Annotated in this window: 11 protein-coding genes; 5 read left to right on the top strand and 6 right to left on the bottom strand. The window is 61.4% G+C overall.

Annotation, left to right across the window (positions count from 1 at the left end; genetic code table 11):
• Positions 1–126 precede the first annotated feature (126 nt).
• On the top strand, positions 127–1251 hold the full coding sequence (locus J3P94_RS20590) for a GNAT family N-acetyltransferase (RefSeq protein ID WP_434569452.1): 1125 nt from the start codon (positions 127–129) through the stop codon (positions 1249–1251).
• A gap of 165 nt (positions 1252–1416) precedes the next feature.
• Here J3P94_RS20590 and J3P94_RS20585 read toward each other — a convergent pair whose 3' ends face one another.
• The 4 genes from J3P94_RS20585 to J3P94_RS20570 form a co-directional block, all read right to left on the bottom strand.
• Positions 1417–3249, bottom strand: a complete 1833-nt coding sequence (locus J3P94_RS20585) for an ABC transporter ATP-binding protein (protein WP_434569451.1) — start codon at positions 3247–3249, stop codon at positions 1417–1419.
• 85 nt (positions 3250–3334) lie between these two features.
• Positions 3335–3898, bottom strand: a complete 564-nt coding sequence (locus J3P94_RS20580; protein WP_434569450.1) for a peptidylprolyl isomerase — start codon at positions 3896–3898, stop codon at positions 3335–3337.
• 4 nt (positions 3899–3902) lie between these two features.
• Entirely contained in the window at positions 3903–4706 is an 804-nt protein-coding gene (locus tag J3P94_RS20575) for an alpha/beta fold hydrolase (RefSeq protein ID WP_434569449.1), read from the bottom strand.
• A 14-nt stretch (positions 4707–4720) separates the two neighbouring features.
• The gene (locus tag J3P94_RS20570) at positions 4721–5644 is read right to left on the bottom strand and encodes a LysR family transcriptional regulator (protein WP_305496160.1); all 924 of its coding nucleotides are present in this window, start codon (positions 5642–5644) and stop codon (positions 4721–4723) included.
• A 50-nt stretch (positions 5645–5694) separates the two neighbouring features.
• Between J3P94_RS20570 and J3P94_RS20565 the strand changes: the two genes are divergently transcribed.
• The 3 genes from J3P94_RS20565 to J3P94_RS20555 all read left to right on the top strand — a co-directional run bounded on the left by J3P94_RS20565 (position 5695) and on the right by J3P94_RS20555 (position 7982).
• Complete coding sequence (locus tag J3P94_RS20565) at positions 5695–6009, top strand: 3-phosphoglycerate kinase (protein ID WP_305496159.1); 315 nt, start codon at positions 5695–5697, stop codon at positions 6007–6009.
• A 150-nt stretch (positions 6010–6159) separates the two neighbouring features.
• A complete protein-coding gene (locus J3P94_RS20560; RefSeq protein ID WP_305496158.1) occupies positions 6160–6759 on the top strand; it encodes an FMN-dependent NADH-azoreductase in 600 nt (199 codons plus the stop codon).
• A gap of 350 nt (positions 6760–7109) precedes the next feature.
• Entirely contained in the window at positions 7110–7982 is an 873-nt protein-coding gene (locus J3P94_RS20555) for a carboxylate/amino acid/amine transporter (protein ID WP_434569448.1), read from the top strand.
• A 110-nt stretch (positions 7983–8092) separates the two neighbouring features.
• On the opposite strand, the gene J3P94_RS20550 is transcribed toward J3P94_RS20555, so the two are convergent.
• Complete coding sequence (locus tag J3P94_RS20550; protein ID WP_434569447.1) at positions 8093–9391, bottom strand: mechanosensitive ion channel family protein; 1299 nt, start codon at positions 9389–9391, stop codon at positions 8093–8095.
• A 190-nt stretch (positions 9392–9581) separates the two neighbouring features.
• Here J3P94_RS20550 and J3P94_RS20545 point away from each other — a divergent pair, with 190 nt between their 5' ends.
• Complete coding sequence (locus tag J3P94_RS20545; RefSeq protein ID WP_434569446.1) at positions 9582–10928, top strand: DEAD/DEAH box helicase; 1347 nt, start codon at positions 9582–9584, stop codon at positions 10926–10928.
• A gap of 224 nt (positions 10929–11152) precedes the next feature.
• Here the strand turns inward: J3P94_RS20545 and J3P94_RS20540 are convergent, their stop codons facing one another.
• Positions 11153–11938 carry an outer membrane protein OmpK gene (locus tag J3P94_RS20540; RefSeq protein WP_434569445.1) on the bottom strand — a complete coding sequence of 262 codons (786 nt, stop codon included), beginning with the start codon at positions 11936–11938 and terminating at the stop codon, positions 11153–11155.
• Positions 11939–11985 lie beyond the last annotated feature (47 nt).

Raw genomic sequence — 11985 nt, 5'->3', positions numbered from 1 at the left:
GATACACCGCTCCACTTTCATCCGTTACGCTCCTTTGAACCCCGCCTCTGGCGGGGTTTTTTTATGCCCGACCGGCCTGGATCGGCGATACTCGGGTAATCCGCCGCCTGGATATCGAGGAACCGCATGCCGCTTCACGTCCTGGACAACCTGTCCGCCATCGCGTCACCCGAGTGGGACGCGTTGGTGCCCGCCAATCAACCGTTCCTGCGCCACGCTTTTTTAAGCACACTTGAAGACAGCGCCAGCCTGGGTGCGCATTCCGGCTGGCAGCCCGAGCACCTGTTGCACATGGAAGACGGACGGCTGCTGGCGGCCCTGCCCAGTTACCGCAAGTGGCATTCCTACGGCGAGTACGTGTTCGATCATGGTTGGGCCGACGCCTGTGCCCGGGCGGGCATCGACTATTACCCCAAGCTGTTGACGGCGGTGCCGTTCAGTCCGGTCAGCGGGCCGCGGCTGCTGGCGGCGTCAGTGGAGGACGGTCTGGAATTGCTCGGCAGCCTGCCGGGTTATCTGGAAATCGAAGGGCTTTCCAGCGCTCACATCAACTTCACCGATGCCTTTACCGATGCGGCGCTGGCCGGTCAGGTGGGTTGGCTGCAGCGGATCGGTTGCCAGTACCACTGGCAGAATCGCGGCTATCGGGATTTCCAGGATTTCCTTGATGCGCTCAGTTCCCGCAAGCGCAAGCAGATGCGCAAGGAGCGCGAGCAAGTGGCAGGGCAGGGCATCGAGTTCGAGTGGCTCGAAGGCCATCAACTGGACGAGGCGCAATGGGATTTTGTCTACGCCTGTTACGCCAATACCTATGCGGTGCGTAGGCAAGCACCTTATCTGACCCGGACATTCTTCAGCCTGCTGGCCGAGCGCATGCCCGAATCCATTCGCGTGGTGCTGGCCAAGCAAGGTTCGCGGCCGGTGGCGATGGCATTCAGCCTGGTCGGGGGCGACAGTTTTTACGGCCGTTACTGGGGTTGTCTCGCGGAGTTCGATCGCCTGCACTTCGAGACGTGTTTCTACCAGGGCATGGACTATGCGATCGCCAACGGTCTGCAGCGCTTTGACGCCGGGGCCCAGGGCGAGCATAAATTGATTCGTGGGTTCGAGCCGGTGATTACCCGCTCGTGGCATTACTTGCGCCATCCGGGCCTGAAGGCGGCGGTGGCGGATTTCCTCGTGCGTGAGCATGAGGGCGTGCTGGCGTATGCCGAAGAGGCCAGGACAGCACTGCCGTATCGGCAGTGCTGAGGATGTTATGAAACCCCGTGGCGAGGGAGCTTGCTCCCGCTGGGCTGCGCAGCAGCCCCAAAAAATCTGAATCCAACCATGAAGCTGGACCGGGCTCCAAGGGGGGCGCTGCGCACCCCAGCGGGAGCAAGCTCCCTCGCCACGGGTTTTGTGCGGACTCCGGAGTCAATCAATCCCGACAAATCCACCCGTCTGATGCTGCCAGAGCCGCGCATACAGCCCGCCATGGGCCAACAGCTCGGCATGACTGCCGGTTTCGGCGATGTGGCCGTTTTCCAGTACTACCAGCCGGTCCATCCGGGCGATGGTCGAGAGGCGGTGGGCAATGGCGATCACGGTCTTGCCTTGCATCAGCGTCTCGAGACTTTCCTGGATCGCCGCTTCGACTTCCGAATCCAGCGCGGAGGTCGCTTCGTCCATGATCAGGATCGGCGCATCCTTGAGCAATACCCGGGCGATGGCGATGCGTTGGCGCTGGCCACCGGAGAGCTTCACGCCGCGCTCACCGACGTGCGCATCGAAACCGCTGCGGCCTTCGGCGTCCGACAGTAACGGGATGAACTGATCGGCACGGGCCTTGTGCACCGCTTCCCAGAGTTGCGCGTCGGTGGCGTCGGGCTTGCCGTAAAGCAGGTTGTCGCGGATCGAGCGGTGCAGCAGCGAGGTGTCCTGGGTGATCATGCCGATGCGTTCGCGCAGGCTTTCCTGCCCGACATGGGCAATGTCCTGGCCGTCGATGAGGATGCGTCCGCCCTGCACGTCATAGAGGCGCAGCAGCAGGTTCACCAGCGTGGACTTGCCCGCGCCGGACGGCCCGATCAGGCCGATTTTCTCGCCGGGCCTGATGGTCAGGTTCAGGTCGCTGATCACGCCGCTTTTCTTGCCGTAGTGAAAATCGACATGCTCGAAACGCACCTCGCCACGGGCCACCGCGAGCGGCTTGGCCTGTTCGCGGTCGGTGACGCTGACCGGCTGGGAGATGGACTGCAAGCCGTCCTGGACCATGCCAATGTTTTCGAAAATGCCGGTGACCACCCACATGATCCAGCCGGACATGTTGACGATGCGGATCACCAGGCCGGTGGCCAGGGCAATGGCGCCGACGCTGATGAGCGATTGCGTCCACAGCCACAGCGCCAGGGCGGTGGTGCCGACGATCAGGAGCCCGTTCATGCTGGTGATGACCACGTCCATGCTCGTCACCACGCGGCCGGCCAACTGGGCTTTCTCGGTCTGTTCCTCGATGGCTTCGCGAGCGTATTGCTGTTCGAAGTTGGTGTGGGCGAACAGCTTCAGGGTGGTGATGTTGGTGTAGCCGTCGACGATCCGGCCCATGAGCTTGGAGCGCGCGTCGGAGGACACCACGGAGCGTTCCTTGACCCGTGGCACGAAGTAACAGAGCGCGCCGATGTAGGCGGCGATCCAGGCCAGCAGCGGGATCATCAGGCGCCAATCGGCTTCGGCGAACAGCACCAGTGAGCTGATGGCATAGATCAGCACGTGCCACAACGCATCCACGGCCTGTACCGCCGAGTCGCGCAGGGAGTTGCCGGTCTGCATGATGCGCTGGGCGATGCGCCCGGCGAAGTCGTTCTGGAAGAAGTTCAGGCTCTGCTTGAGCACATAGCTGTGGTTTTGCCAGCGGATCAGGCTGGTCATGCTCGGGCTCAGGGTCTGGTGCACCAGCAGGTCATGCAGGGCCACGAAGATCGGCCGGAACACCAGCGCGACCACCGCCATCCAGGCCAGCTCGAGGCCGTGCAGCTTGAAGAAGTCGGTGTTGGGCGTGGCCTGGGTCAGGTCGATGATGCGGCTCAGGTAGCTGAACAGCGCCACTTCGATCAGCGCGCCGATCAGGCCAACCACCAGCAGTGCGGCGAAGCTGGGCCAGACCTGTTTCAGGTAATACGTGTAGAAGGGCAGGACGCGGTTCGGCGGGGCCGAGGTCGGGGCGTCGCGGAAGATGTCGATCAGTTTTTCAAAACGGCGGTAAACCATGGGGTACATAGCCCGGGCGGGGGCTCTCCTTTTTTGCGGTGGGCGGCGCGGGTTTGCCGGCGCCGCTCAGGCTTGCCCTGTGGGTTCAGTCGATGCGCTTGGCCGACTTGATGATCACAGGATCGATCGGCACGTTTTGCATGCCTTGTTTGGTGGTGGTCTGGGAGTTGACGATGATGTCCACCACGTCCATGCCCTTGACCACCTTGGCGAATACCGCGTAGCCGGCGTCGCGGCCCGGGTCGAGGAAGGCGTTGTCGGCCACGTTGATGAAGAACTGGCTGGTGGCCGAATCCGGGTTGGATGTGCGGGCCATCGACAAGGTGCCGCGAACGTTATGCAGGCCATTGCTGGCTTCGTTCTTGATCGGTGGCTTGGTGTCTTTCTGCTGCATCTGCTGGGTGAAACCGCCGCCCTGGGCCATGAAACCCGGGATCACGCGATGGAAAATCGTGTTGTTGTAGAAGCCGCTGTCGACGTACTCAAGGAAGTTCTTGGTACTGATGGGCGCCTTGACCGGGTCCAGTTCGATTTCGATCTGGCCGTTGGTGGTGTCCAGCAGGACGTGTGGTGCCTTGGCCGGCGTGGCAGCCATCAGGTTGGCAGCAAACAGTACGGTGCCGGCGGCGAGGGCGATTTTTTTCAGCATGGGTTCAGTGATCCTGGGTAGTGAAGTCGGTTGCGGTCAAGAATTCGAGCAGGGTCTGGTTGAAGCGTTCGGGTTGATCCAGGGGCGTAGCGTGCCGTGAATCGGCGATGACTGCCAGTCGTGCGTCAGGCAGCAGTTTTACATAGGCCTCTTTCAGCGCCACCGGGGTGTAGTCGTGGTCGGCGCAGATAATGAGGGTTGGACAGGCAATTTGCGCCAGGTGTTCCTGCACGCCCCAGCCGACAATGGCGTCGAAACTGGCGAGATAGGCGCGTTTGTCGTTCTCTGCCCAACGCCGGGCCATTTCCAGGCGCAGTTCGGTTTGTTCGGGCTTGGGAAACAACTTCTGGCCGAGGGCCTTGCCAATGGTTTCCAGGCTCAGCAGGCGCATCAGGCTCCAGCGCTTGAACCATTGCCAGCAATCGTCGGGCGTACGGACTTTGACTTCAGGGGCACTGTTGACGATGCACAGGCTCCTGACCCGTGCGGGTTCGTCCACGGCCAGCTGGAAACAGATCATGCCGCCCATGGACCAGCCCACCAGGTGCACCGGGCCGAGATCGAGGTGCTCGATCAGGGCGCCCAGGTCGGCGCTGAAGCCCGCGATGCTGTAGTGCTCGCGCGGCTTGTCGGAGCGGCCGTGGCCGCGCACATCCATCACGATCAGGCGGTAGTGGCGCGACAACACGGGAATCTGCTTTTCCCAGTCGCGAGTGCTGGAGCCCAACCCGTGGACCAGCACCAACGGTGTGCCGTGGCCATATTCCTCATAGTGCAGGTTGCAACCTTCATGTTCGAAAAAGGCCATCGGCGAGATCCTTGTCAGGCTTGTTCAGGGGCAGCGAACGGCGCATCCAGCGGCGCGGTATCGAAGGTGCGCAGCAGCTCGATGAGAATCTGCGTGGCCGGTCCCAGGGGCTTTTCCTTGTTCGAATACAGGTAGAAGCTCGGGTTGCGGCTGGCGCCCTGATCCAAGGGTAGACGTTTGAGCGTGCCCTCCCTGAGTTCTCGCTCGATCATGTGCCGGGGCAGCCAGGCAAAGCCCAGGCCGCTGCCGACGAATGTCGCGGCGGTGGCCAGGCTTCCGACGGTCCAGCGCTGTTCGGCGCCGAGCCAGCCGACATCGCGGGGCTGCTGGCGGCCGGAGTCGCGGATCACCACTTGCAGCTGGCTTTCCAGGTCCTGGAACGTCAGCTCGCGGTTGAGTCGGTGCAGGGCGTGCTCGGGATGGGCCACCGCGACGAATTCGACATCGCTCAGTTCCGCGCCCAGGTAACCGGGAATGCTGAAGCCGCTGATGGCAAGGTCGGCGACGCCTTCGAGCAGCACCTCTTCGACGCCGGACAACACTTCTTCGCGCAGCCGCACCCGGCAGCCCCGGCTCTGCGGCATGAACGCGGTCAGCGCGCGGACGAGGCGGGCAGTGGGGTAGGCCGCGTCGACCACCAGGCGCACTTCAGCTTCCCAACCCTGCTCCATGTGGTGGGCCAGGTCTTCCAGCTGGCTGGCCTGTTTCACCAGTTGCCGGGAACGGCGCAGCAGCACGCCGCCGGCTTCGGTCAGCACGGCCTTGCGCCCGTCGATACGCAGCAACGGCACGCCGAGCTGATCCTGCATGCGGGCCACGGTGTAGCTCACCGATGATTGAGAGCGGTGCAGTACTTCGGCGGCCTGGGCGAAACCACCATGGTCCACCACCGCCTGCAACGTTCGCCATTGATCAAGGGTCACGCGGGGCGCTTTCATATTGAGCTCCTCTTGTCCTAAGCTGGCGGTCCCCTCGTGGAGACTGCCGAATGAAAAAAATCTGTTGTGCGCTGCTGGCCCTGCTGCCGCTGAGTGCGTTTGCCTACCCGATCGACGTGGAAAAACACCTCAACGGCTTGAGCATCGACTACACCGCCTACGACACCGATGCCGACATCGGCTCGATCCAGGTCAACAACTACGGCAGCACCGACGCGGCGTGCAGCGTGGTGTTTCGCAACGGCCCCGAAGCGCCGCGAACCCGCAAGATCGAAGTCGCCGCCGGCAAGTTCAAGAACGCCACCGCCAAGTTCAACCGCAACATCATCAAGCTGCGCATCGAGCTGACCTGCAAGCCGAAATAACCAGCGGCGGGGCAGCGTCACAAGGCGTGCTCCGCTTATAAACGAAATAATCGATGTTTTGCAGCAATTATTTGCGCTTTTTCATCGATATGATCGCGCTTAACCTTCACTCCATCGACTTACAACATTCTCAGATGGAGCCTACAAGCCATGTCCCGCGTTCTGATCATCGAAAGCAGTGCCCGCCAGCAAGACTCGGTTTCCCGTCAACTGACCCAGACCTTTATCAGCCAGTGGAAAGCCGCGCATCCGGCCGATGAGATCAGCGTTCGCGACCTGGCAGTCAACCCGGTTCCGCACCTGGACGCCCATCTGCTGGGGGGCTGGATGAAACCGGCCGAGCAGCGCAACGACATCGAGAACGCTTCGCTGGAGCGCTCCAACCAGTTGACCGATGAGCTGCTCGCCGCCGATGTACTGGTGATGGCCGCGCCCATGTACAACTTCGCCATCCCGAGCACCTTGAAAGCCTGGCTCGACCACGTGCTGCGCGCCGGCGTGACCTTCAAGTACACCCCCACCGGTCCCCAGGGGCTATTGACCGGCAAGCGCGCTTTCGTGCTCACCGCCCGCGGCGGCATTCACGCCGGTGGCAGCACCGATCACCAGGAACCGTACCTGCGCCAAGTCATGGGCTTCATCGGTATCCACGACGTGACCTTCATCCATGCCGAAGGCATGAACCTGGGCGGCGACTTCCAGGAGAAGGGGCTGAACCAGGCCAACGCCAAGCTATCCCAAGTGGCCTGAGCGTTAATCCTCGGGTAATCGCCAGGTGTTCTAGTGACTTGGCGCTTCCCTTCAAACCGTTTTGCGCATCGAACCTCCCTTGGCACTTATTGCTCCTGAGTGCAGCCGCCCGATTGAACGCTAAGCGAGATCGGGTTTTTTTTTGTCTGCCACCTCCCATTCACTGAATTTCCCCTGTGGGAGCGAGCTTGCTCGCGATAGCGGAATGTCAGCCGACATCTCTCTCGACTGTCAGGCAGCCATCGCGAGCAAGCTCGCTCCCACAGGGTTTAGTGTCTGGGCTGGTTATTGCGGTTAGCGGTGATCCTGAAAAACCGCTATCTTCGCCGCCATTCGAAACGAGGGGCGGTATGGGCTATCTACTTTTTGTGACCTTGATCCAGGCGTTTTCCTTCAGCCTGATCGGCGAATACCTGGCCGGGCATGTCGACAGTTATTTCGCGGTGCTGGTGCGCGTAGTGTTGGCGGGGCTGGTGTTCATTCCACTGACCCGCTGGCGCCAGGTTGAGCCGTCGTTCATGCGCGGCATGTTGTTGATCGGCGCCCTGCAGTTCGGCGTGACCTACGTCTGCCTCTACCTGAGTTTCCGCGTACTGACGGTGCCGGAAGTGCTGCTGTTTACCATCCTCACGCCGCTGCACGTGACCTTGATCGAAGATGCACTCAATCGACGCTTCAACCCCTGGGCCTTGATTGCGGCGCTGGTGGCGGTGGCCGGCGCGGCGGTGATTCGTTATGACCGGATCAACCCGGATTTCTTCATGGGCTTTTTGCTGCTGCAACTGGCGAACTTCACCTACGCGGCCGGGCAAGTGTTGTACAAGCACCTGGTGGCGCGGCACCCGAGCGACCTGCCGCACTATCGGCGTTTCGGCTATTTCTACCTCGGCGCGCTGATGGTCGCGCTGCCGGCCTTCCTGCTGTTCGGCAAGGCCGATTTCTGGCCTGAAGCGCCGTTGCAATGGGGCGTACTGGTATTCCTCGGCCTGGTCTCCACCGCGCTGGGGCTGTATTGGTGGAACAAGGGCGCGTGCCTGGTGAACGGCGGGACATTGGCGGTCATGAACAACCTGCACGTGCCGGTGGGGTTGCTGGTGAACCTGCTGATCTGGAACCAGCATGAGGCGTTGGGTCGGTTGCTGCTGGGTGGGTCGGTGATACTCGCGGCGGTGTGGATCAGTCGGTTGGGGATACGCCAGCCCCAGCCCCAGCCTTCACCCTGAACCCTGTGGGAGCGAGCTTGCTCGCGATGGCGCACTATCAGTCAACATCTATGTTTCTGATACACCGCTATCGCGAGCAAGCTCGCTCCCACAGGGGAATCGGGTTGGCTTCAGACCACCTGCTTTTCCGGTTCCGGAATATGGCTTGCCCCCAACACCGCCGGCAGCAACCCCGCCCGCAGATCCGTACCGCTCGGCTGTTGGTACAAGCCCAGCCCGAACTCTGGCATCACCGCCAGCAGGTAATCGAAGATATCCCCCTGGATGCGCTCGTAGTCGGCCCACACGGTGGTGCCGGTGAAGCAGTAGATTTCCAGCGGGATACCCTGGGCAGTGGTCTGCAGCTGGCGGACCATGCAGGTCATGTTCGGCTGGATCTCCGGGTGGCTTTTCAGATAGGCCAGGGCATAGGCGCGGAAAGTGCCCAGGTTGGTCATCCGCCGGCGGTTGGCCGACATCGCCGCGACGTTGCCCTGGGCTTCGTTCCAGGCCTTGAGCTCGGCCTGCTTGCGGCCGATGTAATCGGTCAGCAGGCGCACCTGCGTCAAGCGCTGTTCTTCCTCGTCGTGGAGGAAGCGCACGCCGCTGGCATCGATGAACAGGCTGCGCTTGATCCGCCGTCCGCCGGATTGCTGCATGCCGCGCCAGTTCTTGAACGATTCGGACATCAGGCGCCAGGTGGGGATCGAGACGATGGTCTTGTCGAAGTTCTGCACCTTCACCGTGTGCAACGTGATGTCCACCACATCACCGTCGGCGCCCACCTGGGGCATTTCGATCCAGTCGCCGACCCGCAGCATGTCGTTGCTGGTCAACTGCACGCTGGCGACAAACGACAGCAGCGTGTCCTTGTAGACCAGGAGGATCACCGCCGACATCGCACCCAGGCCCGACAGCAGCAACAGCGGTGATCGGTCGATCAGCGTGGCGACGATGATGATCGCGCCGAACACGTAGAGGACCATTTTTGTCAACTGCACGTAGCCCTTGATCGAGCGGGTGCGGGCGTGTTCGGTGCGCGCATAGACGTCCAGTAGCGCACTGAGCAGGGCACTGACGGCCAGCAGCATGAAGAGGATGGTAAAGGCCAGCGCGACATTGCCTAGGAAGACCATGCTGGTCTTGCTCAGCCCCGGCACCAGGTGCAGGCCGAACTGGATGATCAGCGACGGCGTCGTCTGCGCCAGGCGATGGAAGACTTTGTTCTGGCGCAGGTCGTTGACCCAGTGCAGGGCTGGTTGGCGGCCGATCAGCTTGGCGCCGTGCAGGATCAGGTAACGCGCCAGGCGTCCGAGCACCAGCGCGATCGCCAGCAGCAGGGCCAGGGCGAGACCGGAATGCAGGAGCGGGTGCTGATCCAGGGCCCCCCAGAAATCCTGAAGGTTGAGCCAGAATTGTTTGATATCCATGGACGAGACGGTCTTCTATGAGCGCGATGGGCGAATTAGAGCATTTAAGCGTGGCGAAGTGACCGTTGATGACAAATCCGGTCTTGAAAACACACTGATTTGCAGCCGTTTGTATAAAGAAACTCGGCCTGCGCGCTCGAAACCGGTAACCTATGCAGCTGTTTTTTTGCATTTCTTCGAGGTAGCACCCGTGTTTTCCCAATTCGCCCTGCACGAACGCCTGCTCAAAGCCGTGGCCGAGCTTAAATTTGTCGAGCCAACGCCGGTGCAGGCAGCGGCTATTCCGCTCGCGCTCCAGGGGCGTGACCTGCGGGTGACGGCGCAGACCGGAAGCGGCAAGACCGCTGCGTTCGTGCTGCCGATCCTCAATCGCCTGATCGGCCCGGCCAAGGTCCGCGTCAGCATCAAGACTCTGATCCTGCTGCCGACCCGCGAACTGGCCCAGCAGACCTTGAAGGAAGTGGAGCGCTTTTCGCAGTTCACCTTCATCAAGTCCGGCCTGATCACCGGCGGGGAAGATTTCAAGGTCCAGGCCGCCATGCTGCGCAAGGTGCCGGATATCCTGATCGGCACCCCGGGGCGGATGATCGAGCAACTGAACGCCGGCAACCTCGACCTCAAGGAAGTCGAAGTGCTGGTGCTGGACGAAGCCGACCGCATGCTGGACATGGGTTTTGCCGAAGACGTGCAGCGCCTGGTGGATGAATGCGTCAATCGCCAGCAGACCATGCTGTTCTCCGCGACCACTGGCGGTTCGGGCCTGCGCGAGATGATCGCCAAGGTCCTGAACAACCCTGAGCACTTGCAGCTCAACGCGGTCAGCCAGCTGAACTCCACGACTCGCCAGCAAATCATCACCGCTGACCACAACCAGCACAAAGAGCAGATCGTCAACTGGTTGCTGGCCAACGAGACCTACGAAAAAGCCATCGTGTTCACCAACACCCGGGCCATGGCCGACCGCATCTACGGTCGTCTCGTCGCCCAGGAATACAAGGCGTTCGTACTGCACGGTGAGAAAGACCAGAAGGATCGCAAGCTGGCCATCGACCGCCTCAAGCAGGGCGGTGTGAAGATCCTGGTTGCCACCGATGTCGCCGCCCGTGGCCTGGATGTCGATGGCCTGGACATGGTCATCAACTTCGACATGCCCCGCAGCGGCGACGAGTACGTGCACCGCATCGGCCGCACCGGTCGCGCCGGCAACGATGGCCTGGCGATCTCGCTGATCTGCCACGGCGACTGGAACCTGATGTCGAGCATCGAACGCTACCTCAAGCAGAGCTTCGAGCGCCGCACCATCAAGGAAGTCAAAGGCACCTACGGCGGACCGAAAAAGGTCAAGGCATCGGGCAAGGCCGTTGGCGTGAAGAAGAAAAAGGTCGACGCCAAGGGCGACAAGAAAAAAACCGGCGCCAAGGCCCCGACCAAGCGCAAGACCGCCAACCGCCCGAAGAGCGACGCGCCATCGCTGGTCAGCAAGGACGGCATGGCCCCGCTCAAACGCCGCAAGCCCGAGGCGCCGGCGGCTGAATAAGCCCATGAACGAGAACCCGGGTGGAAACAGACCCGTGGCGAGGGAGCTTGCTCCCGCTTGACCGGGCTGGCGCTCCAGTGCGAAGCGCTCACAAAAAAGGGCCGCTACGCAGCCCAGCGGGAGCAAGCTCCCTCGCCACGGTGCATGGTTGTATCTACACGGTGTATCGTTCTATCCAGATGAAAACCGGACCTTGGGTCCGGTTTTTTTATGGGTACGCCGGGTCAGAAATGGTATTTGACCAACAGGCTGGTATTGCTCTGGTTGGTCTTGAAGCTTTCGCTGTCCTCGATGGCGTACTTGTTCTTCCAGTAGTCGTATTCCACGCCCACGTATAGCTGCTTGGCGCCGAGCTTCAAGGCCTTGCCCAGGTCATATTTGATCTGCGGGACGATATGCAGGTTGGCGTGGTACGTGCCCTTGGCGTTGCTGTCGTTGTCGACGACCCAGTCGATGAACCCATCGAACAGAATGTCGGATGAACCCACCGGGACGGTGACGGCCCAGACCGGGGTGATCTGCCAGACGTTGTCGCCTGCCCGCGAGCCTTCGGTCTGGCGGTTGTAGAAGTTCAGCTGGAAGTAATCGAAGCCGGGAATCGCCAGGTCGAAACCCGGGCCGATCAGGTAGGACTCGTTGTCACCTTCGCCAAACTCATAGGTCATGGCCAGCAGCACGTCCTTGACCGGGCCCAGTTCCAGCTTCTGATCAAAAATCTTGCCGAACGACAGGCGCGGGCTGAACTCGCCGTAGTAGGTGTTCGGGCCGGAATTGCTGTCGTCTTCGCCGTTGTAGAAGATCCGGTCGAGGAAGAAGAAGTTGTCGCCGTAGGTCCAGGCATCGGCGTGTTCGAACGTCACGGTCTGCTGGATACGCGGATTGATCTGGAAATCCTTGCCGTAGAGGTAACTCAGGCTGTTGTTCTGCCACTGCAACAGATCGCCGGCCATGGCTTGGCTGCCGGCGAGCAACGATCCTGCGAGTATCAGGCTGGTGCACGTACGTTTCATTCGGTTTGCTCCCAAAGGTAAGTGGTACCGCGTTGTTGTCGTCAGCG

Origin of the sequence: Pseudomonas sp. Z3-8, assembly GCF_051131975.1 — a bacterium.
Classification (GTDB): domain Bacteria; phylum Pseudomonadota; class Gammaproteobacteria; order Pseudomonadales; family Pseudomonadaceae; genus Aquipseudomonas.
This window is presented reverse-complemented; position numbering and strand designations above follow the sequence as displayed.

Excerpts from the sequence above, each read along its gene's own strand:
- J3P94_RS20540 (WP_434569445.1), bottom strand. The coding sequence starts at position 11,938 with ATGAAACGTACGTGCACCAGCCTGATACTCGCAGGATCGTTGCTCGCC.
- J3P94_RS20580 (WP_434569450.1), bottom strand. The coding sequence starts at position 3,898 with ATGCTGAAAAAAATCGCCCTCGCCGCCGGCACCGTACTGTTTGCTGCC.
- J3P94_RS20560 (WP_305496158.1), top strand. The coding sequence starts at position 6,160 with ATGTCCCGCGTTCTGATCATCGAAAGCAGTGCCCGCCAGCAAGACTCG.
- J3P94_RS20565 (WP_305496159.1), top strand. The coding sequence starts at position 5,695 with ATGAAAAAAATCTGTTGTGCGCTGCTGGCCCTGCTGCCGCTGAGTGCG.
- J3P94_RS20590 (WP_434569452.1), top strand. The coding sequence starts at position 127 with ATGCCGCTTCACGTCCTGGACAACCTGTCCGCCATCGCGTCACCCGAG.
- J3P94_RS20585 (WP_434569451.1), bottom strand. The coding sequence starts at position 3,249 with ATGGTTTACCGCCGTTTTGAAAAACTGATCGACATCTTCCGCGACGCC.
- J3P94_RS20550 (WP_434569447.1), bottom strand. The coding sequence starts at position 9,391 with ATGGATATCAAACAATTCTGGCTCAACCTTCAGGATTTCTGGGGGGCC.
- J3P94_RS20570 (WP_305496160.1), bottom strand. The coding sequence starts at position 5,644 with ATGAAAGCGCCCCGCGTGACCCTTGATCAATGGCGAACGTTGCAGGCG.
- J3P94_RS20575 (WP_434569449.1), bottom strand. The coding sequence starts at position 4,706 with ATGGCCTTTTTCGAACATGAAGGTTGCAACCTGCACTATGAGGAATAT.
- J3P94_RS20555 (WP_434569448.1), top strand. The coding sequence starts at position 7,110 with ATGGGCTATCTACTTTTTGTGACCTTGATCCAGGCGTTTTCCTTCAGC.